The organism is Pseudomonas sp. IT-P294, from assembly GCF_949767865.1.
GTDB lineage: Bacteria > Pseudomonadota > Gammaproteobacteria > Pseudomonadales > Pseudomonadaceae > Aquipseudomonas.
Genome location: NZ_CATKQW010000057.1, coordinates 85,438 through 108,262 on the forward strand (window position 1 = coordinate 85,438; position 22,825 = coordinate 108,262).

Here is a 22,825-nt window from a genome sequence, read left to right on the forward strand (position 1 = left end):
TTTCAACTAAATAGTATTTTATATAGGGAATCTCGATATGAAACGGATGTTAATGGTCGCCGTCTGTATGGTGTTCACTGCAAATGCGTTTGCTGTCACACTTACAGGTATTCCGGAAGTGGATCAGGTGCTTCAAAACCGCAGTGTAGAGTTCTATCCGACTGAGGCTACATGGCGTGAAGAAACAAGGTTGCCGAGTGAAATAGGTCCAACCAATAACTTTGTTATTGTTGGTAATAATTCATCAAAAAGTACGTACATTACTGGTGATAGGTTTTCGCGGCTTGAAGTCAAGCCGGGATATACTGCGACAGTTGTATATGATCGTGATCAAAAAAAATGGGTAACCGCGAGAAATGAAAAACAACCAGACGGTATGGGGCATGTGTCGCCGCCTGGGCAGTAGTCATCGTTCTTGTCTTGGGCTACCGTGTAAAATAATTAGTCTAGCCCGGAAATAGGTTTTCCCTATTTCGCCCCGACACCCGACACCCGCGTCGGGTGTTTTATATTTCAGAGACTGTCGCGCTGCCTTCTCGCCGCTTAACTTTGATACTGGCTGAGCAACCGCTCCATCCGCGCATCAAGCCGGCGCTTGATCTCGGTTTCGATGTGCGGGGCGAAGTCGTCGATCACGTCTTGCATGATCAATAGCGCAGCGGCACGCAGTTCGCTGTCCAGGTGCAGCAGCGCGTCGGGGCCTTTGCTGGCAGCCGTCGGCGGTGCAGCGGCCGGGGCGGGCGGTGGTGTCGGTGCGACCGGCTGCGGCGCAGGGCCGGCAGGTTCGAACAACATGGGAATCTGTTCCTGATCGCCGTCGATGACCGTGTCGGTCAGCAACGGTGGTTGCAGGTTGTCGTCGCCAAGCAGTTGGCGGATCGACTCAAGGTCGTCCAACAGGTGCGTGGACTTTTGTTGCGGTTTCGGAGTGTCCATCGGAATGCTCAGAGTCGCTGTAAACGGTGATCTTGCAGAGGATAGCCCTGTTCACGGTAGAAACGGAAACTCTCCCGCGCAGCCGCACGAATCGTCGGATCTTCCACCACCACTTCCGCCACACGGGCAAATTTGTTGGCAAAGGCCGGCACTTTCAGGTCAAGGTTGACCAGCAGGTCCTGATGCGGACCGCAGTCATCGCCCAGTCCCAGAACAATCAAGCTATCCGGTTCGCTTTCGGCGGGGCCGTGGGGCACAAAGCTTTCGCCCTTGAAGGCCCACAACCGTGCATCGAGGTCATCACGCTGGGCGGCATCGCTGCAATGCAGGTAGATGCGGTGGCCCATGCGCCAGGCCTTTTCGGTGAGCTTGCAGGCGAAATCCAGCCGCGCCGACGGGTCGGCGCTGGGCAGGATATAGAAGTCGACTTTGGTCATTGCGGTTCCTGAGCCTCAGGCGGCGTCACCGGAAAGTGGCGCCGCTTGAGGTCATCGGTTTCAGGCTTTGGCGCGGTCCAGCAGGTATTGGGTCAGCAGGGGAACCGGACGGCCAGTGGCGCCCTTGTCCTTGCCGCCGCTGGTCCATGCGGTGCCGGCGATGTCCAGGTGCGCCCAGTTCAGGTTCTTGGTGAAACGTGACAGGAAGCAGGCTGCGGTGATGGTGCCGGCTTTCGGGCCGCCAATGTTGGCGATGTCGGCGAACGGGCTGTCCAGCTGTTCTTGATACTCATCGAACAGCGGCAATTGCCAGGCACGGTCGTCGGCAGCCTTGCCGGCGCTCAGCAGTTGGCCGATCAGTTCGTCGTTGTTGCCCAGCAGGCCGGACGTGTGAGCGCCCAGCGCGACGACGCAAGCGCCGGTCAGGGTCGCGATGTCGATCACGGCTTGCGGCTTGAAGCGTTCGGAGTAGGTCAGGGCATCGCACAGCACCAGGCGGCCTTCGGCGTCGGTGTTGAGGATCTCCACGGTCTGGCCACTCATGGTGGTGACGATGTCGCCTGGACGCGAAGCGTTGCCGCTCGGCATGTTCTCTGCGCACGCCAGGATGCAGACCAGGTTGATCGGCAGTTTCAGTTCGAGCACGGCACGCAGGGTGCCGAACACGCTGGCTGCGCCGCCCATGTCGTACTTCATCTCATCCATGCCGGCGCCCGGTTTCAGGCTGATGCCGCCAGTGTCAAAGGTGATGCCCTTGCCGACCAGTGCGTACGGTTTCTCGGATTTCTTGCCGCCGTTGTATTGCATGACGATCAAGCGCGGTGGCTGGGCGCTGCCCTGGCCGACGGCGTAGAACGAGCCCATGCCCAGGTCCTTGATCTTCTTCTCATCGAGGACTTCGACTTTCAGGCTTTTGAATTCCTTGCCCAGGTTCTTGGCCTGTTCGCCGAGGAACGTCGGGTGGCAGATGTTCGGTGGCAGGTTGCCCAGGTTGCGGGTGAAGGCCATGCCGTTGGCGATGGCGGTAGCGTGGGCCACGGCGCGTTCGACTTCAGCCTGTGCCGCCTTGATAGTCACCAAGGTGATTTTCTTCAGGGCGCGCGGCTCGGCTTTCTGGCTCTTGAACTGATCGAATGTGTATTCGCCGTCCACCAGGGTTTCGGCCAGCAGGCGGGTCTTGCCGTAGCTGTCGCGGCCTTTGACCACGATTTCGTCCAGCGCCAGCACGGCATCGCTGCCGCCCAGGCCTTTGAGGGTATTAAGAATGCCAGCGACGATTTTACGGAACGGGCGGTCGCCCAGTTCTTCGTCCTTGCCCACGCCCACCAGCAAAACGCGCTCGGCTTTCAGGTTGGGCAGGCTGTGCAGCAACAGGCTCTGACCGACTTTGCCAGCCAGATCGCCGCGCTTGAGTACAGCGCTGATGGCGCCGCCGCTCAGGTCGTCGAGTTGTTTTGCAGCGGCGCTGAGCTTGCGGCCTTCGCCGACGGCGACCACCAGAGTGGCGGTCTTCAACGTTTCTGGGCTAACGCTTTTTACAACCAGTTCCATGTCCGGGTCCCTGAATTAATGGTCAACGTGCGCGGGCAAAATGGCGGCGCACAGACGTTTGCTTATAAATAGAAAGACGCAGGTCACGGCCCGCGACAAAGGCCGCAGTTTGAACCTCGCTCCCTGCGCCTGACAACCCTCGGTCGTACGATCTTCAACGCATTAACCGCCTGCTTGAGCGTGCGCAGTGACAGGCGCACCCAATCACAGGATAATGCGCCAACTTTTTCGGCGGCCCTGCCTTGCGGGCTGTCTGATACGTTTGCTTGTTTGGCCGCCTTAGCCTGACAACCCTGGAGTGTCTGGTTTGATTGTCTTCCGTTATCTGTCCCGCGAAGTCCTGTTGACCTTGAGCGCCGTCAGCGCCGTGCTGTTGGTCATCATCATGAGCGGTCGCTTCATCAAATACCTTGCCCAGGCGGCTTCTGGCCTCCTGGATCCGGGCTCGCTGTTCCTGATCATGGGTTTTCGCCTGCCTGGCTTTCTGCAGCTGATCCTGCCTCTGGGCCTGTTTCTCGGGATCCTGCTGGCCTACGGTCGTCTGTACCTCGAAAGCGAAATGACCGTGTTGTCGGCCACCGGCATGAGTCAGCAGCGTCTGTTTGTCATGACCCTGTTTCCGGCGACGCTGGTAGCGCTGATCGTGGCCTGGCTGAGTCTGAGCCTGGCGCCACAAGGTGCCAATCAGTTCCAGCTGCTGTTGAACAAGCAGGACGCGCTGACCGAGTTCGATACCCTGGAGCCTGGGCGATTCCAGGCCCTGCGCGACGGCACCCGGGTGACCTACACCGAGCAGCTGTCGGATGACCGCATCAATCTGGGCGGGGTGTTCATTTCGCAAAAGAACGTCAGTTCCGATGAGAAGGATCGTGGGATTACCGTGCTGGTGGCCGAAAAAGGCCGCCAGGAAATCCGCCCTGACGGCAACCGCTACCTGATTCTCGACAACGGCTATCGCTACGACGGTAACCCGGGGCTGGCTGACTATCGGGCCATCAAGTACGACGAGTACGGCGTATTGCTGCCCAAGCCGGACGTCAGCGACGAAGTCACTGACCGTGACGCCATGACCACCAGTTCCCTGATCGGCAGCGACGACCTGCGCCTTCGTGCCGAACTGCAGTGGCGTCTGTCCCTGCCGCTACTGGTATTCATCGTGAGCCTGATGGCGGTGCCGCTGTCGCGGGTCAATCCGCGTCAGGGCCGTTTTCTCAAGCTGCTGCCGGCGATTCTTCTTTATATGGCTTACCTGAGTATCCTGATTGCCGCTCGCGGTGCCCTCGACAAGGGCAAGACCCCGCCTGCGCTGGGGTTGTGGTGGGTTCACGGGCTTTTCCTGGTCATTGGCCTGGGTCTGCTCTACTGGGAGCCGCTGCGCTTGAAGATGGCAAGTCGCCGCAGCGCGCTGGAGGTGGCCCGTGGTTAAGCTCGATCGCTACATCGGTAGCACCGTATTCGTAGCCATCCTCGCGGTACTGGGGATCATTCTCGGGCTGGCGACGCTGTTTGCCTTCATCGATGAGATGAGTGAGGTCAGCGACACCTACACCTTGATGGACGTGCTCAGCTACGTCTTGCTGACGGCACCGCGGCGTCTTTACGACATGCTGCCTATGGCGGCGCTAATCGGCTGCCTGATTGGCCTCGGCAGCCTGGCCAGCCACAGTGAGCTGACCATCATGCGCGCCGCCGGTGTGTCGATCGGCCGGATCGTCTGGGCGGTCATGAAGCCGATGCTGGTCTTGATGGTGGTGGGTGTGCTGATCGGCGAATACATCGCGCCGGCCACCGAGGAGACCGCACAGGCCAATCGCTCGCTGGCCCAGGGCAGTGGTGATGCGCAAAGCGCCAAGCATGGCCTGTGGCATCGCCAGGGGGAGGAGTTCATTCACGTCAACTCCGTACAACCCAATGGCCTGCTGTATGGCGTGACCCGTTATCGTTTCGACGATCAACGCCACATGCTGTCCTCAAGCTTCGCCAAACGTGCGGAGTTCGACAAGGATCACTGGCAGCTTACCGATGTCACCACCACGCTGTTTCATGACAAGAGCACCGAAGTGGTCTCCCTGCCGGTCGAACGCTGGGAAATTGCCCTGAGCCCGCAATTGTTGAGCACCGTGGTGATGGTGCCCGAGGCGCTTTCGATTTCCGGGTTGTGGGGTTATATCCATTACCTGGCTGACCAGGGTTTGAGCAACGGTCGTTACTGGCTGGCGTTTTGGGTCAAGGTGTTGCAGCCGCTCGTGACTGCCGCGTTGGTACTGATGGCCATTTCCTTTATCTTTGGTCCGCTACGGTCGGTGACCCTCGGTCAGCGAGTCTTCACGGGCGTGCTGGTGGGCTTTACCTTCCGCATCGCTCAGGACTTGCTGGGCCCTTCAAGCCTGGTGTTCGGTTTCTCACCGCTGTTCGCGGTGCTGGTCCCGGCCGGTGTCTGTGCCCTGGCCGGTGTCTTTTTGTTGCGTCGAGCTGGCTGATTCGGGGTTTTTCCTGATCTTGCAGGCAAAAAAAACGCCTCGGTCGCAAGACCGGGGCGTTTTTGTAAGCGCCGTCTGACCTGCGAACGTGACGCTTGCGCCGAGGATCAGGTACAATTCCCGGCTATTTTTCGGCGGGCTATGCCTGCAGCCTTTTTGAGTGTTGATCCGTGAGTGATTTGAGTCATATCCGCAATTTCTCCATCATCGCCCACATTGACCATGGCAAGTCGACGCTGGCCGATCGCTTCATCCAGATGTGCGGCGGCCTTGCCGAGCGCGAAATGGAAGCCCAGGTACTGGACTCCATGGACCTGGAACGTGAACGCGGGATCACCATCAAGGCCCACAGCGTCACCCTTTATTACACGGCCCGCGATGGCATCAAGTACCAGCTGAACTTCATTGATACCCCCGGCCACGTTGACTTTACCTACGAAGTCAGCCGGTCGCTGGCGGCTTGTGAAGGCGCATTGCTGGTCGTTGACGCCGGTCAGGGCGTTGAGGCGCAGTCCGTTGCCAACTGCTACACGGCCATCGAGCAGGGCCTTGAAGTCATGCCGGTGCTGAACAAGATCGACCTGCCTCAGGCCGATCCGGACCGCGTCAAGGAAGAAATCGAAAAAATCATCGGCATCGACGCCACCGACGCGGTCGAGTGCAGTGCCAAGACCGGCCTGGGCGTCGACGAAGTGCTCGAGCGCCTGGTTCACACCATTCCTGCGCCGACCGGCAACTACGAAGATCCGCTGCAAGCGTTGATCATCGACTCCTGGTTCGACAACTACCTGGGCGTTGTTTCCCTGGTTCGCGTGCGCCATGGTCGGGTGAAGAAGGGCGACAAGATCCTGGTCAAGTCCACCGGCAAGATCCACCTGGTGGACAGCGTCGGTGTCTTCAACCCGAAACACACTGCCACCGTTGACCTGAAAGCCGGCGAAGTGGGCTTCATCATCGCCGGTATCAAGGACATTCACGGTGCACCGGTCGGTGACACCCTGACCTTGAGCTCGACGCCCGATGTAGACGTGCTGCCAGGCTTCAAACGCATTCAGCCGCAGGTTTACGCCGGTCTGTTCCCGGTCAGCTCCGACGACTTCGAAGATTTCCGTGAAGCCCTGCAAAAGCTCACGCTCAACGACTCGTCCCTGCAGTACACCCCGGAAAGCTCCGACGCCCTGGGCTTCGGCTTCCGTTGCGGGTTCCTCGGCATGCTGCACATGGAAATCATCCAGGAGCGCCTGGAGCGCGAGTACGACCTGGACCTGATCACCACGGCGCCGACAGTAATTTTCGAGCTGTTGCTGAAAACCGGTGAAACGATTTACGTCGATAACCCGTCGAAGCTCCCGGACGTGTCTTCGATCGAAGACATGCGTGAACCGATCGTGCGGGCCAATATTCTTGTGCCGCAAGAGCACCTGGGCAACGTCATTACCCTGTGCATCGAGAAGCGTGGCGTGCAGCACGACATGCTGTTCCTCGGCTCCCAGGTCCAGGTGACCTACGATATTCCGATGAACGAAGTGGTCCTGGACTTCTTCGACCGTCTGAAATCCACCAGTCGCGGCTATGCTTCGCTGGACTACCATTTTGATCGTTACCAATCGGCTAGTCTGGTGAAACTGGATGTGCTGATCAACGGTGACAAGGTCGACGCCCTGGCGCTGATCGTGCACCGTGACAATGCGCACTACAAAGGTCGCCAGTTGACCGAGAAGATGAAAGAACTGATTCCGCGCCAGATGTTCGACGTCGCGATCCAGGCCGCCATTGGCGGTCAGATCATTGCGCGAACCTCTGTCAAGGCACTCAGAAAGAACGTATTGGCCAAATGCTACGGCGGCGACGTCAGCCGCAAGCGCAAGCTGTTGGAAAAGCAAAAGGCCGGTAAGAAACGCATGAAGCAAGTCGGCAACGTGGAAATTCCACAAGAAGCCTTCCTTGCAGTGCTCAGGTTGGATAGTTAGGTCCTATGTCACTAAATTTCCCGCTGTTGCTGGTCATCGCCGTGTTCGTCTGCGGCCTGTTGGCGTTGCTCGATCTGCTTTTTCTGGCGCCGCGTCGGCGTGCTGCCATTGCCTCCTATCAGGGCAGCGTCAGCCAGCCTGATGGGGTGGTCGTCGAGAAACTGAACAAAGAGCCGCTGCTGGTCGAATACGGCAAGTCGTTCTTTCCGGTGCTGTTCATCGTGTTGGTGCTGCGTTCGTTCCTGGTGGAACCGTTCCAGATTCCGTCCGGCTCGATGAAACCGACCCTGGACGTCGGCGACTTCATTTTGGTGAGCAAGTTTTCTTACGGGATCCGCTTGCCGGTGATCGATACGAAAGTCATCGAAGTGGGTAATCCGCAGCGCGGCGATGTGATGGTGTTCCGCTATCCGAGCGATCCGAACGTCAACTACATCAAGCGTGTAGTTGGCCTGCCGGGTGACCAGATTCGCTATACCGCCGACAAGCATCTGTTCGTCAACGGTGAATCGATCGCCGAGCAACTGGTCGGCTCCGAGCCGGGCACGCTGGGCAGTGCCGAGCTCTACAAGGAAAAACTCGGCGCTGCCGAGCACCTGATCCGCAAGGAAATGAGCCGCTACCGCGCGACGCCGGACCATACCTGGACCGTGCCTGCCGGGCACTACTTCATGATGGGCGACAACCGCGACAACTCCAACGACAGTCGCTACTGGGATGATCCGAGCATTCCCAAGGATCTGCTGGGCATGGTTCCCGACAAGAATATCGTCGGCAAGGCCTTCGCAGTCTGGATGAGCTGGCCGGAACCCAAACTCAGTCACCTGCCGAATTTCTCGCGGGTTGGCCTGATCAAGTAATCACAACGGCGCTGTTGAACACAGCGCCGAATGCATTTCTGGAGTCGGCACAATCGGCGGCAGAAGCATGAAAACAACGATATTCAGGACGTTATTTTTGAACACAGCGTTAATTGTCCCAAGCCTGCGCCGTCTTTCGGCCAAGGCAGTGGAATCCAGCCACGAACTCAGCGTGGGTAAACCGTGAGCGTTTCTTTAAGCCGTCTAGAGCGTCAGCTCGGCTACACCTTCAAGGATCAGGAACTGATGGTCCTGGCCCTGACCCACCGCAGCTTTGCCGGGCGCAACAACGAACGCCTGGAATTCCTCGGTGATGCCATCCTCAACTTCGTTGCCGGCGAAGCGCTGTTCGATCGCTTCCCGCTGGCCCGCGAAGGCCAGTTGTCGCGTTTGCGCGCCCGTCTGGTGAAAGGCGAGACGCTGGCCGTACTGGCCCGCGGTTTCGACCTCGGCGACTACCTGCGCCTGGGCTCGGGTGAGTTGAAAAGTGGCGGTTTCCGTCGCGAGTCGATTCTGGCCGATGCCCTGGAAGCATTGATTGGTGCGATCTACCTGGACGCAGGCATGGACATGGCGCGCGAGCGCGTGCTGGCCTGGCTGGCCGGTGAGTTCGAAGGCCTGACGCTGGTCGATACCAACAAAGATCCAAAGACCCGCCTGCAGGAATTCCTGCAATCGCGTGGTTGTGAGCTGCCGCGTTACGAAGTGGTGGATATACAGGGTGAGCCGCATTGCCGGACGTTCTTCGTCGAATGTGAAATCACCTTACTGAATGAAAAAAGCCGAGGTCAGGGTGTGAGTCGTCGTATTGCCGAACAGGTAGCGGCCGCTGCAGCACTGATTGCCCTGGGCGTGGAGAATGGCCATGACTGATTCAACCGCAACACGCTGTGGCTATGTTGCCATCGTCGGCCGTCCGAACGTGGGCAAGTCCACGCTGCTGAACCACATTCTGGGTCAGAAACTGGCGATCACCTCGCGCAAGCCGCAAACCACCCGCCACAACATGCTGGGCATCAAGACCGAAGGCGCCGTGCAGGCGATCTACGTCGACACCCCGGGCATGCACAAGGGCGGCGAAAAGGCCCTGAACCGCTACATGAACAAGACCGCTTCGGCGGCGTTGAAAGACGTCGACGTGGTGATCTTCGTGGTTGATCGCACCAAGTGGACCGATGAAGACCAAATGGTCCTCGAACGCGTCCAGTACGTGACCGGCCCGCTGATCGTGGCGCTGAACAAGACCGATCGCATCGAAGATAAAGCTGAGCTGATGCCGCACCTGACCTGGTTGCAGGAACAGCTGCCGAACGCGCAGATCATGCCGATTTCGGCCCAGCACGGGCATAACCTGGAAACCCTGGAGCGCGTGATTGCCGGTTACTTGCCGGAAAACGATCACTTCTTCCCGGAAGACCAGATCACTGACCGCAGCAGCCGCTTCCTCGCCGCTGAACTGGTGCGCGAGAAAATCATGCGCCAGATGGGTGCCGAGCTGCCATACCAGATCACCGTGGAAATCGAAGAGTTCAAGCAGCAGGGCAAAACCCTGCACATCCACGCGCTGATCCTCGTCGAACGTGACGGCCAGAAGAAAATCATCATCGGCGACAAGGGCGAGCGTATCAAACGCATCGGCACCGAGGCGCGCAAGGACATGGAGCTGCTGTTCGACTCCAAGATCATGCTCAACCTTTGGGTCAAAGTGAAAGGCGGTTGGTCCGACGACGAGCGAGCCCTGCGTTCGCTGGGTTACGGCGACCTGTAACACCCGGTTCGAGATACACCGGAGAAACCTGTGGGAGCGAGCTTGCTCGCGATGAGGGCCTGAAATTCAACATCCATGTTGACTGAAAGCCCGCAATCGCGAGCAAGCTCGCTCCCACATTGGTTTCAGGTCGTTTATAAGATCGCGTTCCTCTATTGAGAACCCTGACTTCCATGTCTCAAGCCCCCATTGGCCAACCCGCCTACGTCCTCCACTCCCGTGCTTACCGCGAAACCAGCGCGCTGGTGGATTTCCTCACGCCGCAAGGTCGGCTGCGGGCGGTGTTGCGCAGCGCGCGGGGCAAGGCTGGAACGTTGGCGCGGCCGTTCGTGCCGCTGGAAGTCGAGTTCCGCGGTCGTGGCGAGTTGAAGAACGTCGGGCGCATGGAAAGCGCCGGTGTTTCAACCTGGCTCAATGGCGAGGCGCTGTTCAGCGGTCTCTATCTCAATGAGCTGTTGATTCGCCTGTTGCCCTCCGAAGACCCGCACCCTGCGGTGTTCGATCACTACGCCGCGACCCTGCTGGCCCTGGCTGAAGGACGTCCGTTGGAGCCATTGCTGCGCTCCTTCGAATGGCGCCTGCTGGATGACCTCGGTTACGGCTTTGCGCTGAACACCGACATCCATGGCGAGCCCATCGCCCCGGACGGCCTATACCGTCTGCAAGTGGACGCCGGCCTGGAGCAGGTCTACTTGCTCCAGCCCGGTCTGTTCAACGGCACCGAACTGTTGGCCATGGCCGACGCCGACTGGTCGGCACCAGGTGCGTTGTCCGCTGCCAAGCGCCTGATGCGTCAGGCACTGGCCGTGCATCTGGGCGGTCGACCGTTGGTTTCCAGAGAGTTGTTTCGAAAGCCGTAAATTCTCCCTGTATGCTGTGCACCGAACTTTCCCCTCTTCAGGAGCGCTTCCGTGACCACCAGCAATCGCATTCTTCTTGGCGTGAACATCGACCACGTTGCCACCCTGCGTCAGGCCCGGGGCACACGCTATCCGGATCCGGTCAAGGCCGCACTGGACGCGGAAGAGGCGGGCGCTGACGGCATCACCGTGCATTTGCGTGAAGATCGCCGGCACATCCAGGAGCGCGACGTGTTGTTGCTCAAGGACGTGCTGCAAACCCGCATGAATTTCGAAATGGGCGTCACCGAAGAAATGATGGTGTTCGCTGAACGTATTCGTCCGGCGCACATTTGCCTGGTCCCGGAAACCCGTCAGGAACTGACCACCGAAGGTGGCCTGGACGTCGCGGGTCAGGAAGCGCGGATCAAGGCGGCGGTGGATCGGTTGGCGAAAATCGGTTGTGAAGTGTCGCTGTTCATCGACGCGGACGAGCGGCAGATCGAAGCGTCACGTCGTGTCGGCGCCCCTGCCATCGAATTGCACACCGGCCGTTACGCCGATGCCGAAACGCCCACTGAAGTGGCTGAAGAGCTCAAGCGTGTCGCTGATGGTGTGGCCTTTGGTTTGGCCCAGGGTTTGATCGTCAACGCCGGTCACGGTCTGCACTATCACAACGTTGAAGCGGTGGCCGCAATCAAGGGCATCAACGAATTGAACATCGGCCACGCGCTGGTGGCCCATGCGCTGTTTGTCGGGTTCAAGTCGGCAGTGTCGGAAATGAAAGCTCTGATCCTGGCCGCCGCCGCAAAAGCCTAAAAGCCAAACTCAAAAAGCTGTGGGAGCGAGCTTGCTCGCGATGAGGCCCTTCCAGTCAACACAAATGGTGACTGTCAGACCGCTATCGCGAGCAAGCTCGCTCCCACAGTTTTGATTGGGGTGAGGCTTTAAAGCGGCGGGTTTTCCACATTTGGCTTGGACTTGTCGACCCCAGGCACATGCAGGTTGCCCTCAGCCACCTGATTGCCTTCAAGCTGCGGCTGCGTAACCCACGTCAGAATGTCGTAGTAGCGACGGATGTTCGCCACGAAGTGCACCGGCTCGCCGCCCCGGGCGTAGCCGTAACGCGTCTTGCTGTACCACTTTTTCTCTGACAGGCGCGGCAGGATCTTCTTCACGTCCAGCCACTTGTCCGGATTCAGTCCTTCCTTGGCCGCCAGTTTGCGCGCGTCATCCAGGTGGCCGCTGCCGACGTTGTAGGCCGCTAGCGCGAACCAGGTGCGATCCGGTTCCTGGATCGATTCATCCAGCTGATCCTTCATGTAACTCAGGTATTTTGCGCCGCCCATGATGCTTTGTTTGGGGTCGAGGCGATTGGACACGCCCATGGCTTGCGCCGTGTTCTGGGTCAGCATCATCAGCCCGCGCACGCCGGTTTTGGATGTGACCGCCGCCTGCCATAGGGATTCCTGATAACCGATTGCCGCCAGCAGACGCCAGTCGACTTTCTCTTTCTTGGCGTATGCCTTGAAGTGCTGTTCGTATTTGGGCAGCCGTTGCTGCAAGTGCTGGGCGAAGGTGGTGGCGCCCATGTAGCCAAGAACGTCGACATGTCCGTAGTAACGGTCCTTGAGGCGTTGCAGGGTGCCGTTTTCCTTCACCTTGTCGAGGTAGGCGTTGATTTCGTTGAGCAGGCTGTTGTCATCGCCGACGGCTACGGCCCAGCTCTGGTTGCTGGCGTCACCGAGGTCGAAGGCCACGCGCACATTGGGGAAGTAGACCTGGTTCATCGCCACTTCGTTGGAGTCGACCAGGGTCAGGTCGATCTGACCTTCGTCCACCATGCGCAGCAGGTCGACGACTTCAACCGCGTCGGACTCTTCGTATTCAATGCCGGGGAATTTCTTTTTCAGGCCTGCCAGTTGCTCGGCGTGGGTGCTGCCCTTGAGCACCATGATCTTCTTGCCGACCAGGTCACCGGCGTCGGTCGGCCGCGATTGGCCGTTGCGGTAGATGACCTGTGGGGTGACTTCCAGGTAAGGGTGGGAAAACCGCACCTGCTTTTTGCGTTCTTCGCTGCTGACCAGGCCGGCAGCCGCGAGCACCGGGCCGTTGGGCTTGCCCACCTGGCTGAACAGGTCGTCGAGGTTGTCGGCGGTCTCGATTTTGAGTTTCACCCCCAGATCGTCGGCGAAGCGCTTCACCAGCTCGTATTCGAAGCCGGTTTCACCGTTGCGATCCTGAAAGTAGGTGGCGGGGCTGTTTCGGGTAATGACCCGCAGCACGCCATCCTCCTTTACGCGCTCCAGCGTGTTGGGTTTATCAACACAGCCACTGAGCATCAGGAAGAGTCCGGTTGCGATCAGCCATTTGGCGTACCGCGGACGCAAAGCCGTAGGGGAAAACATTTGCGCAGTATACGCAAAGGACCACGAGCGCCATATCTCGACAGCGAAGGGCTTGTCTGGTAGGGAGTGAAAAACCCGCTTGGAGCCCACAGGAATGGGGTTTAAGCGTTTTTTGTGACAGCAAAAATATCCGTTGCCAGCCCCCGGATTCAGCGCCGAATACCCGGCCCGACGTTCGGGTGCGGCCGTGCGTACCGTTTCGGGTGATGTCGCGGGCGGTTTAGGCTAGAATGCACGGCCTCAAAGCACACCCCTTCCCGAGGCTGTCCCGAAGATGTTGATCCTGCGCGGCGCTCCTGCCCTTTCTGCCTTTCGCCACAGCAAACTCCTTGAGCAACTGAGCCAGAAGGTCCCGGCTGTCAGCGGCTTGTATGCTGAATTCGCTCACTTCGCCGAAGTTACCGGCGTCCTGACCGGCGACGAACAGCAGGTGCTCGCGCGCCTTCTGAAGTACGGCCCAAGTGTTCCGGTACAAGAGCCAACCGGTCGTCTGTTCCTGGTGTTGCCGCGTTTTGGCACCATTTCGCCATGGTCCAGCAAGGCCAGCGACATCGCTCGCAATTGCGGCCTGGCCAAAATCCAGCGCCTGGAGCGCGGCATCGCGTTCTACGTTGCCGGTCAGTTCAGCGACGCCCAGGCACAGCTGATTTCGGACGTGCTGCATGACCGCATGACCCAGATCGTCCTCGGCAACCTTGAGCAGGCCGCCGGCCTCTTCAGCCACGCCACGCCGAAGCCGCTGACCGCGATCGACGTGCTCGGTGGCGGCCGCGCCGCGCTGGAAAAAGCCAACACCGAGCTGGGCCTGGCCCTGGCCGAAGACGAGATCGATTACCTGGTCAACGCCTTCATCGGCTTGAAGCGCAACCCGCATGACATCGAACTGATGATGTTTGCCCAGGCGAACTCCGAGCACTGCCGCCACAAGATCTTCAACGCCAGTTGGGACATCGACGGTCAGAGCCAGGAAAAAAGCCTGTTCGGCATGATCAAGAACACCTACGTGATGCACAGCGAAGGCGTTCTGTCGGCTTACAAGGACAACGCTTCGGTGATCGTCGGTAATGTCGCCGGCCGTTTCTTCCCGGACCCTGAAACCCGCCAGTACGGCGCGGTGCAGGAACCGGTGCACATCCTGATGAAAGTCGAAACCCACAACCACCCGACCGCGATTGCCCCGTTCCCGGGCGCATCCACCGGTTCCGGTGGCGAGATTCGTGACGAAGGCGCGACCGGTCGTGGTGCCAAGCCGAAGGCCGGCCTGACCGGTTTCACCGTGTCCAACCTGCAGATCCCGGGCTTCGAACAGCCGTGGGAAGTGCCGTACGGCAAGCCTGAGCGCATCGTCACCGCGCTGGACATCATGATCGAAGGCCCACTGGGCGGCGCCGCGTTCAACAATGAATTCGGTCGTCCGGCCCTGACCGGTTACTTCCGTACCTTCGAACAGTCGATCACCACCCCGCGTGGCGACGAAGTTCGCGGTTACCACAAGCCGATCATGCTGGCTGGCGGCATGGGTAACATCCGTGCCGAACACGTGCAGAAAGGCGAGATCACCGTCGGCTCCAAGCTGATCGTCCTCGGCGGCCCGGCAATGCTGATCGGTCTGGGCGGCGGCGCGGCTTCCTCCATGGCCACCGGCACCAGTTCGGCAGACCTGGACTTCGCCTCGGTTCAGCGTGAAAACCCTGAAATGGAACGCCGCTGCCAGGAAGTCATCGACCGTTGCTGGCAATTGGGTGACAAGAACCCGATCAGCTTCATCCATGACGTCGGTGCGGGCGGTCTGTCCAACGCCTTCCCGGAACTGGTCAACGACGGTAACCGTGGCGGTCGCTTCGAACTGCGCAACATTCCAAATGACGAGCCGGGCATGGCCCCGCACGAAATCTGGAGTAACGAATCCCAGGAACGCTACGTTCTGGCAGTCGGCCCGGCCGACTTCGAGCGCTTCCAGGCCATCTGCGAACGTGAGCGTTGCCCATTCGCCGTCGTCGGCGAAGCTACTGCCGAGCCGCAACTGACCGTCACCGACAGTCACTTCGGCAACAGCCCGGTCGACATGCCGCTCGAAGTGCTGCTGGGCAAAGCCCCGCGCATGCACCGTTCGGCCGTTCGCGAAAACGAATTGGGCGACGATTTCGATCCGTCGACCCTGGACATCGCCGACTGCGTCGAGCGCGTTTTGCATCACCCGGCCGTGGCGAGCAAAAGCTTCCTGATCACCATCGGTGACCGCACCATCACCGGCCTCGTCGCCCGTGACCAAATGGTCGGCCCATGGCAGGTTCCGGTGGCCGACGTTGCCGTCACCGCCACCAGCTTCGATGTCTACACCGGTGAAGCCATGGCGATGGGCGAGCGTACTCCGCTGGCACTGCTGGACGCTCCGGCGTCGGGCCGCATGGCCATCGGCGAAACCCTGACCAACATTGCCGCCTCGCGCATCAACAAGATCTCCGACATCAAGCTGTCGGCGAACTGGATGTCCGCCGCCGGTCACCCGGGTGAAGACGCGCGTCTGTACGACACCGTGAAAGCGGTCGGCATGGAACTGTGCCCTGACTTGGGCATCACCATTCCGGTGGGCAAGGACTCCATGTCCATGGCCACGCGCTGGAACGACGAAGGCGTCGACAAGACCGTGACTTCGCCGATGTCCCTGATCGTGACCGGTTTCGCGCCAGTGGCTGACATCCGTCAGACCCTGACCCCGGAACTGCGCATGGACAAGGGCACCACCGACCTGATCCTGATCGACCTGGGCCGTGGCCAGAACCGCATGGGCGCCTCGATCCTCGCTCAGGTTCACGGCAAGCTCGGCTCGCAAGCGCCGGACGTCGATGATGCCGAAGACCTCAAGGCGTTCTTCGCCGTGATCCAGGGCCTCAACGCCGACGGTCATCTGCTGGCGTACCACGACCGTTCCGATGGTGGTCTGCTGACCAGCACCGTGGAAATGGCCTTCGCTGGCCATTGCGGCCTGAGCCTGAACCTCGACGGTCTGGCAGAAACCTCCGCCGACATCGCCGCGATCCTGTTCAACGAAGAGCTGGGCGCCGTGATCCAGGTTCGTCAGGACGCGACCCCGGACATCCTCGCGCAGTTCAGCGCTGCTGGTTTGGGCGAGTGTGTGTCGGTGATCGGTCAGCCAATCAACAATGGCCAGATCAACATCACCTTCAACGGCGAAACCGTGTTTGAAGGTCAGCGTCGTCTGCTGCAACGTCAGTGGGCTGAAACCAGCTACCAGATCCAGCGTCTGCGTGACAACGCCGACTGCGCCGAGCAAGAGTTCGACGTGTTGCTGGAAGAAGACAACCCGGGCCTGAGCGTCAAGCTGAGCTTTGACGTCAACCAGGACGTCGCTGCGCCTTATATCAAGAAAGGCATCCGCCCACAGGTTGCCGTGCTGCGTGAGCAGGGCGTCAACGGTCAGGTGGAAATGGCGGCCGCGTTCGACCGTGCCGGTTTCAACGCAATCGACGTGCACATGAGTGACATTCTGGCCGGCCGTGTCGACCTGAACGAGTTCAAGGGTCTGGTCGCTTGCGGTGGTTTCTCCTACGGCGACGTGCTCGGTGCCGGTGAGGGCTGGGCCAAGTCGGCGCTGTTCAACAGCCGTGCTCGCGATGCGTTCCAGGGTTTCTTCGAGCGTACCGACAGCTTCACCCTCGGTGTGTGCAACGGTTGCCAGATGATGTCCAACTTGCACGAGCTGATCCCGGGCAGCGAGTTCTGGCCGCACTTTGTGCGTAACCGTTCCGAGCAGTTCGAAGCGCGCGTGGCGATGGTGCAGGTCCAGGAGTCGAATTCGATTTTCCTGCAGGGCATGGCCGGTTCGCGTATGCCGATCGCTATCGCTCACGGTGAAGGTCATGCCGAGTTCGCCAGTGAAGAAGCGTTGCTGGAAGCCGATCTGTCGGGTTGCGTGGCGATGCGTTTTGTCGATAACCATGGCAAGGTCACCGAGAGCTATCCGGCCAACCCGAACGGCTCGCCGCGTGGGATTACTGGTTTGACCAGTCGCGACGGTCGCGTGACGATCATGATGCCGCACCCGGAGCGTGTGTTCCGTGCGGTGCAGAACTCGTGGCGTTCGGAAGACTGGAACGAGGACGCACCTTGGATGCGTATGTTCCGTAATGCTCGGGTCTGGGTTAACTAAGCGCTGTGTACAAGCTCAGTTTTTTTGTTCCGGCCAGTCATGTGGAGCAGGTCAAGAGTGCTGTATTCGCTGCGGGTGGTGGGCGGATCGGGGCTTATGATCATTGTGCGTGGCAGGTGCTTGGCCTTGGTCAGTTTCGCCCTTTGGACGGTAGTCAGCCGTTTATTGGTGAGGCGGGGCAGGTCGAGCGGGTTGAGGAATGGAAGGTTGAGCTTGTGGTGGCGGATGAGTTGATTCGTTCGGTGGTGATGGCTCTGAAGCAGAGTCATCCCTATGAGACGCCGGCTTATGAGGTGTGGCGGTTGGAGGATTTTTGATCTGCCTGCTGCTGAAATGAGAAACCCGCTGAATTTGGGTTCAGCGGGTTTTTTATTGCTTTGGATTTGAGGCGGCCTTCGGGCCGACCATGTTTTGGGTTGATCGGGTGTATATCCGTTGCTGCGGTAACGGCCACTTAGGGTTTCGCCCTGACGGCGACTCACTTTTTTTGACAAACGCCTCAAAAAAAGTAAGCAAAAAAAAGGCTCGCCCCGACGTCCGGCCCCTCGCTGGGGCTCGGTGTTCCTTCGTTCCGGCATTCATCTGGGGGCATCGCCTCCGGTCTGCTTCGCGACGACCTCCTCTCGATGTGTGCGGCTTCGCCGCACGGCGCTACGCGCCTGCCCCCCAGATAAACGCCTCCACTCAGCCTGCCGAAGGGGCGGGTAGATCAAAAGCTGCAGGCGAGCTACCGCTCGGCCTGTTGAGTGGTGAAGAGCGGGCGGTGTACTTCGGTTTTTATTGTGGGAGCTGGCCTGCCGGCGATGGCGGCCCGCCAACCGACCAATCTCTCGCAGGTGTACACCAAACCCTGTGGGAGCTGGCTTGCCAGCGAAGGCGGCCTGCCAGCCGACCAATTTCTTGCAGGTGTACACCAAACCCTGTGGGAGCTGGCCTGCCAGCGAAGGCAACCTGCCAGCCGACCAATCTCTTGCAGGTGTACACCAAACCCTGTGGGAGCTGGCTTGCCAGCGAAGGCGGCCTGCCAGCCGACCAATCTCTTACAGGTGTACACCAAACCCTGTGGGAGCGAGCCTGCTCGCGATGACTGCCCTCAGTCGCCAAACCTCTATACCTTGGCACTCACTTCACTGCGATTGACCAGCACTTCCAGCGCCTCGCTCAAACTCTGTGCTTTTTCGCCAATCAATAAATGCCAAACCCCTCCATCGAGTTGGCTGACACCCTGACACCCCAGCGCCTTCAAATCACACTCCGACACCGCTTTGCCATCCGCCAGTTGCAGTCGAATCCGGGTCATGGCGATGCAATCCATCTGCAATATGTTTTCGCCGCCACCCAATGCCTTTAGCCATTTCTGCGTTTCTGAATGCGTCACTGCTTCTGGTTCCGGCGCATCAATAACGGCGGGAGGGGAGGACACGAGTGCGCGTCCCAACGCAGGCATCGCCAGTCGAATTTCATCGGCTATGCTGTCCGCCATCGGCCCGACCACTACCTGCAAACTCCCACCCTTGCCCGGTCGCACAACTGCCATCGCCCCCAGGGCTTTCAGCTCTGCATCGTTTGCCTTGTTGCGATCCACCATGTCCAGTCGCAACCGTGTCGTGCATGCCCCCACGGTTATCAGGTTCTGGGCGCCGCCCAATGCCTTGATGTAAGCCCCGGCGCGCTCGTTTTTGGCGATCACGACTTTCTCACCCGTAGGCACTTCTTCGCGTCCCGGTGTATTGAGATTGAAGCGGCGGATGCAGAAATCAAACACCGCGTAGTAGATCACCGCGTACGCCAGCCCGACTGGCACGACCAACCAGCCGTTGGTGGATTTGCCCCAGCCGAGAATCATGTCGATGAAGCCGCCGGAAAAGGTGAAGCCCAAATGGATGTTCAGCGCGTTGGTGATTGCCATCGACAGTCCCGTCAACAGCGCATGCACCAGATACAGCAGCGGTGCGAGGAACATGAAGGCGAATTCGATGGGCTCGGTGACGCCGGTCAAGAAGGAGGTCAACGCCATCGACAGGAAGATCCCGCCCATGACCTTGCGCCGTTCCGGCAGGGCGTTGCGGTACATCGCCAGGCAGGCGGCCGGGAGGCCGAAGATCATCATCGGGAACATCCCGGTCATGAACTGGCCGCCTTTCGGGTCGCCGGCGAAGTAGCGCGAGAGGTCGCCGGTGACGATGGCGCCTGTGGTCGGGTCGGTGAAGTTACCGAAGACGAACCACGCCATGTTGTTGAGGATATGGTGCAGGCCGGTGACGATCAGCAGGCGGTTGAAGACGCCGAAGACGAAGGCGCCGAAGCTGCCACTTTCCATCATCAACGTACCGAAGTCGTTGATCCCGTGCTGGATCGGCGGCCAGATCAAACCGAACACCACGCCCAGGCCAACGGCAGCGAATCCGGTGACGATCGGCACGAAGCGCCGGCCGCCGAAGAAGGCCAGGTACTCCGGCAATTTGATGTCCTTGAAGCGGTTGTACAGCGCGCCGGCCATCAAGCCGCTGACGATCCCGGCGAGCATGCCCATGTTTATGCTCGCATCCAGCACCTTGAGGGTGGAGATCATCACCAGGTAACCAATCACTCCCGCGAGGCCTGCGGTGCCATTGTTGTCCTTGGCGAAGCCGACGGCGATGCCGATGGCGAAGATCATCGCCAGGTTGGCGAAGATGACCTGGCCGGCGTCGTGGATGATCGCGATGTTCAGCAGGTCAGTGTCGCCCAGGCGCAGGAGCAACCCTGCAATCGGCAGGATCGCGATGGGCAGCATCAGTGCGCGGCCGAGGCGTTGCAGGCCTTCGATGAAGTATTGGTACATGGCGGTTCTCCCTGCGTTCTTGTTGTTTTAGAGCTGTTGTAGTTGTTCAGCTCAGAGGCCATTGCTGGTGACAGGCGTGACGCACCGCGCCGGCGCTGCTCAGCTTGAGCAGGTCGTGGCTGATGCGCCGGCATTGCGCGGCGTCGAGGTGGCGTACGCGGTCTTTGATTTCGCCGATCTGCACCGGGCTCACCGACAGTTCGCTGACGCCCAGGCCGATCAGTACCGGGGTGGCCAGCGGATCGGAGGCCAGTGCGCCGCAGACGCCGACCCAACGGTCATGCACCGCCGCACCGGCACAGGTCTGGGCAATCAGCCGCAACAGGGCCGGGTGCATCGCATCGACGCGGGAGGCGAGGCCGGCGTGGTCGCGGTCCATGGCCAGGGTGTACTGGGATAAATCGTTGGTGCCGATGGACAGGAAGTCCGCATGTTCTGCCAGTTGCTCGGCGAGCAATGCGGCGGCCGGGACTTCGATCATCACGCCCAGTTCCGGGCGTTCGCTGACACCAAGTTCAATGCACAGGGCATCGAGACGCTGACGGATGTGCAGCAGTTCATCGACTTCAGTGACCATCGGCAGGAGGATTCGGCAACGCGACAGCGGGCGGGTGTGCAGCAGTGCGCGCAGTTGCTGGTCGAGAATTTCCGGACGCAACTGAGCAAGGCGAATACCGCGCAAACCAAGCACCGGGTTGGCCTCGGCGGGCAATGGCAGGTAATCGAGTTGCTTGTCGCCGCCGACGTCGATGGTGCGGATGATCACCGACTTGTCGCCCATGGCGTCGAGGACGGCTTGATAGGCGAGGCGTTGTTCCTGTTCATCCGGCGCGGTGTGGCGGTCGACAAAGAGGAATTCGGTGCGCAGCAGGCCCACGCCATCGGCGCCATTGGCCAGCGCATCGGCCGCTTCGGCGCTGGAGGCAACATTGGCGGCGACTTCGATGTGCACGCCATCGCGTGTCAGTGCCGGGGTGTGCGCTTGAGACTGCTGGAGCGCGCGGCGTTGCTGATGCTCGAGTTGCGCTTGATGCACCTCGGCCAGGCGTTCGGTTCTTGGCACCAGTTCAAGACGTCCACCATCGGCATCCAGCACCACCGCTTGGCCTTGCTCCTGATCCAGCAGCGCCGCCCCCAGCGCAACCAGGCACGGCAAGCCTTTGCCCCGCGCGAGAATCGCCACGTGAGACGTCGCGCCACCCTCGGCCATGCACAACCCGGCGACGCCTTGCTGGCTCAGTTGCAGCAAGTCCGACGGCGTCAGTTCATGGGCGGCGACGATGGTGCCGGCCGGCACCTCGTAGTGCCAGGCTTCGCCGAGCAAGGCGCGCAACACGCGTTGCTTGAGGTCGCGCAGATCGTTGGCGCGTTCGGCCAGCAACGGGCTGCCGAGTTGCTGGAGAACTTCGCATTGTGCGTCGATCGATCGGCTCCAGGCGTGGGTCGCGGCGGTGCCCTGGTCGATGGAGACCTGTGCCGCGTCCAGCAGCGCCGGGTCTTCAAGCAGGGCAAGGTGCGCGGCGAAGATCGCTTCTTCGTCCGTGTTCCTGTGTTTTTTGGCCTGGGCCAAGGTGTGGTCGATTTCACTGCGCACCACGCTCAGCGCGGCATCGAGCGCCTGCAGTTGTTGCGCTGGATCGTGGTGCCCGGCATCCACCGGCAGGCTGATGGCGCTCAAGCGAAACAACGGCCCGGCCACCAGGCCGGGTGCTGCGCAAACCCCGTGCAGCACGCCCGCTTCAGCCGTTCGATGGTGGCGGGTCACAGGGGCTGGCGCGGCGGCGTGGTTGTCCTCGGCCAGCGCTGTGGATAAAGCGATCAGCAATGCTTGCAGCGCCGCTTCGGCGTCCGGGCCCTGGCAACTGACCTGAACGTCGTCCTGCTCGCCGATGGCCAGGCCCATTAGCCCGATCAGGCTGTTACAGGTCGCCGATTTGCCGGCGAAATGCAGCTGCGATTTGCTCTTGAAGCCTTGCGCGGTCTGGCGAATCAGCGCTGCTGGTCGTGCGTGCAGGCCGCCACGGTGGGCGACGCGAACGTGGCCGATACGTTCTTCCCCTGAAAGCTCCGCTTCGGCCTGCGCCCCCGAGCCCTGCCGACGAATGATGTGCAGCAATGGCTCGCCGACCTTTACCGACTTCAGCGTAATAGGCCGCGCCTGAAAGTCCTGGCTGTTGGTCAGGATCATCAGGCTGACCAGGCTTTTGCACTGCTGCGCCACCTTGTCCAGATCGTAGCGCAGCAGCGGCTGACCATTGCTGACGCGCGCGCCTTCCTTGACCAGCATCGAGAAGCCTTCACCCTGCAATTCGACCGTGTCCAGGCCCAGGTGCAGCAGCAATTCGGCGCCGTTGTCGGCGCGCAAGGTGACGGCGTGACCAGTGCGGGCGACGTGCACCACTACCCCCGCGCACGGTGCATGAAGCGTGTCGTTGAGCGGGTCGATGGCGATCCCGTCGCCCATGGCGCCGCTGGCGAACACCGGGTCCGGAACTTTGGCGAGCGTCAGCACCGGGCCGCTGAGCGGGGCGCTGAGGGTCAGCTCTTTATTATTGTTGTGCATGGCTCGGTACTCATCAGG

Annotated in this window: 17 protein-coding genes; 11 read left to right on the forward strand and 6 right to left on the reverse strand. The window is 60.3% G+C overall.

What is annotated here, in order from left to right:
• The first annotated feature begins 37 nt into the window (after positions 1-37).
• Entirely contained in the window at positions 38-406 is a 369-nt protein-coding gene (locus tag ACM6I0_RS27825; RefSeq protein ID WP_285435462.1) for a hypothetical protein, read from the forward strand.
• Positions 407-543: 137 nt separating this feature from the next.
• Here the strand turns inward: ACM6I0_RS27825 and ACM6I0_RS27830 are convergent, their stop codons facing one another.
• Genes ACM6I0_RS27830 through ACM6I0_RS27840 form a run of 3 tightly spaced genes read right to left on the reverse strand, consistent with a single transcriptional unit; the run spans position 544 to position 2,924 of the window.
• Positions 544-936, reverse strand: coding sequence for a DNA polymerase III subunit chi (locus ACM6I0_RS27830; RefSeq protein ID WP_285435463.1), 393 nt, complete (start codon positions 934-936; stop codon positions 544-546).
• A gap of 8 nt (positions 937-944) precedes the next feature.
• On the reverse strand, positions 945-1,373 hold the full coding sequence (locus ACM6I0_RS27835) for a DNA polymerase III subunit chi (RefSeq protein WP_208669876.1): 429 nt from the start codon (positions 1,371-1,373) through the stop codon (positions 945-947).
• A 60-nt stretch (positions 1,374-1,433) separates the two neighbouring features.
• A complete protein-coding gene (locus ACM6I0_RS27840; protein ID WP_285435465.1) occupies positions 1,434-2,924 on the reverse strand; it encodes a leucyl aminopeptidase in 1,491 nt (496 codons plus the stop codon).
• A gap of 307 nt (positions 2,925-3,231) precedes the next feature.
• Between ACM6I0_RS27840 and lptF the strand changes: the two genes are divergently transcribed.
• The 8 genes from lptF to pdxJ all read left to right on the forward strand — a co-directional run bounded on the left by lptF (position 3,232) and on the right by pdxJ (position 11,660).
• Complete coding sequence (gene lptF, locus ACM6I0_RS27845; RefSeq protein WP_285435467.1) at positions 3,232-4,350, forward strand: LPS export ABC transporter permease LptF; 1,119 nt, start codon at positions 3,232-3,234, stop codon at positions 4,348-4,350.
• Complete coding sequence (gene lptG / locus ACM6I0_RS27850) at positions 4,343-5,404, forward strand: LPS export ABC transporter permease LptG (protein ID WP_414923790.1); 1,062 nt, start codon at positions 4,343-4,345, stop codon at positions 5,402-5,404. The genes lptF and lptG overlap by 8 nt, the downstream gene beginning before the upstream one ends.
• A gap of 170 nt (positions 5,405-5,574) precedes the next feature.
• Complete coding sequence (gene lepA, locus ACM6I0_RS27855) at positions 5,575-7,374, forward strand: translation elongation factor 4 (protein ID WP_090188076.1); 1,800 nt, start codon at positions 5,575-5,577, stop codon at positions 7,372-7,374.
• Positions 7,375-7,379: 5 nt separating this feature from the next.
• Positions 7,380-8,234, forward strand: coding sequence for a signal peptidase I (gene lepB / locus ACM6I0_RS27860; protein ID WP_222589890.1), 855 nt, complete (start codon positions 7,380-7,382; stop codon positions 8,232-8,234).
• Positions 8,235-8,417: 183 nt separating this feature from the next.
• Positions 8,418-9,107: a ribonuclease III gene (gene rnc, locus ACM6I0_RS27865; RefSeq protein WP_059403405.1), complete on the forward strand. Its 690-nt coding sequence runs from the start codon at positions 8,418-8,420 to the stop codon at positions 9,105-9,107.
• Entirely contained in the window at positions 9,100-10,002 is a 903-nt protein-coding gene (gene era / locus ACM6I0_RS27870; RefSeq protein ID WP_008151577.1) for a GTPase Era, read from the forward strand. The genes rnc and era overlap by 8 nt, the downstream gene beginning before the upstream one ends.
• Positions 10,003-10,175: 173 nt before the next feature.
• A complete protein-coding gene (gene recO, locus ACM6I0_RS27875; RefSeq protein WP_285435470.1) occupies positions 10,176-10,862 on the forward strand; it encodes a DNA repair protein RecO in 687 nt (228 codons plus the stop codon).
• A gap of 51 nt (positions 10,863-10,913) precedes the next feature.
• On the forward strand, positions 10,914-11,660 hold the full coding sequence (gene pdxJ, locus ACM6I0_RS27880; RefSeq protein ID WP_414923791.1) for a pyridoxine 5'-phosphate synthase: 747 nt from the start codon (positions 10,914-10,916) through the stop codon (positions 11,658-11,660).
• Positions 11,661-11,788: 128 nt separating this feature from the next.
• Here pdxJ and mltF read toward each other — a convergent pair whose 3' ends face one another.
• The gene (gene mltF, locus ACM6I0_RS27885; protein WP_285435472.1) at positions 11,789-13,249 is read right to left on the reverse strand and encodes a membrane-bound lytic murein transglycosylase MltF; all 1,461 of its coding nucleotides are present in this window, start codon (positions 13,247-13,249) and stop codon (positions 11,789-11,791) included.
• A 274-nt stretch (positions 13,250-13,523) separates the two neighbouring features.
• Between mltF and purL the strand changes: the two genes are divergently transcribed.
• Positions 13,524-17,420: a phosphoribosylformylglycinamidine synthase gene (purL, locus tag ACM6I0_RS27890; RefSeq protein ID WP_414923792.1), complete on the forward strand. Its 3,897-nt coding sequence runs from the start codon at positions 13,524-13,526 to the stop codon at positions 17,418-17,420.
• A gap of 5 nt (positions 17,421-17,425) precedes the next feature.
• A complete protein-coding gene (locus ACM6I0_RS27895) occupies positions 17,426-17,737 on the forward strand; it encodes a YqfO family protein (protein WP_285435475.1) in 312 nt (103 codons plus the stop codon).
• A gap of 791 nt (positions 17,738-18,528) precedes the next feature.
• Here ACM6I0_RS27895 and nagE read toward each other — a convergent pair.
• Together nagE and ptsP are read right to left on the reverse strand one after the other, a co-directional pair.
• A complete protein-coding gene (nagE, locus tag ACM6I0_RS27900) occupies positions 18,529-20,244 on the reverse strand; it encodes an N-acetylglucosamine-specific PTS transporter subunit IIBC (protein WP_414923793.1) in 1,716 nt (571 codons plus the stop codon).
• A 46-nt stretch (positions 20,245-20,290) separates the two neighbouring features.
• Positions 20,291-22,807, reverse strand: coding sequence for a phosphoenolpyruvate--protein phosphotransferase (ptsP, locus tag ACM6I0_RS27905; RefSeq protein WP_414923794.1), 2,517 nt, complete (start codon positions 22,805-22,807; stop codon positions 20,291-20,293).
• Positions 22,808-22,825 lie beyond the last annotated feature (18 nt).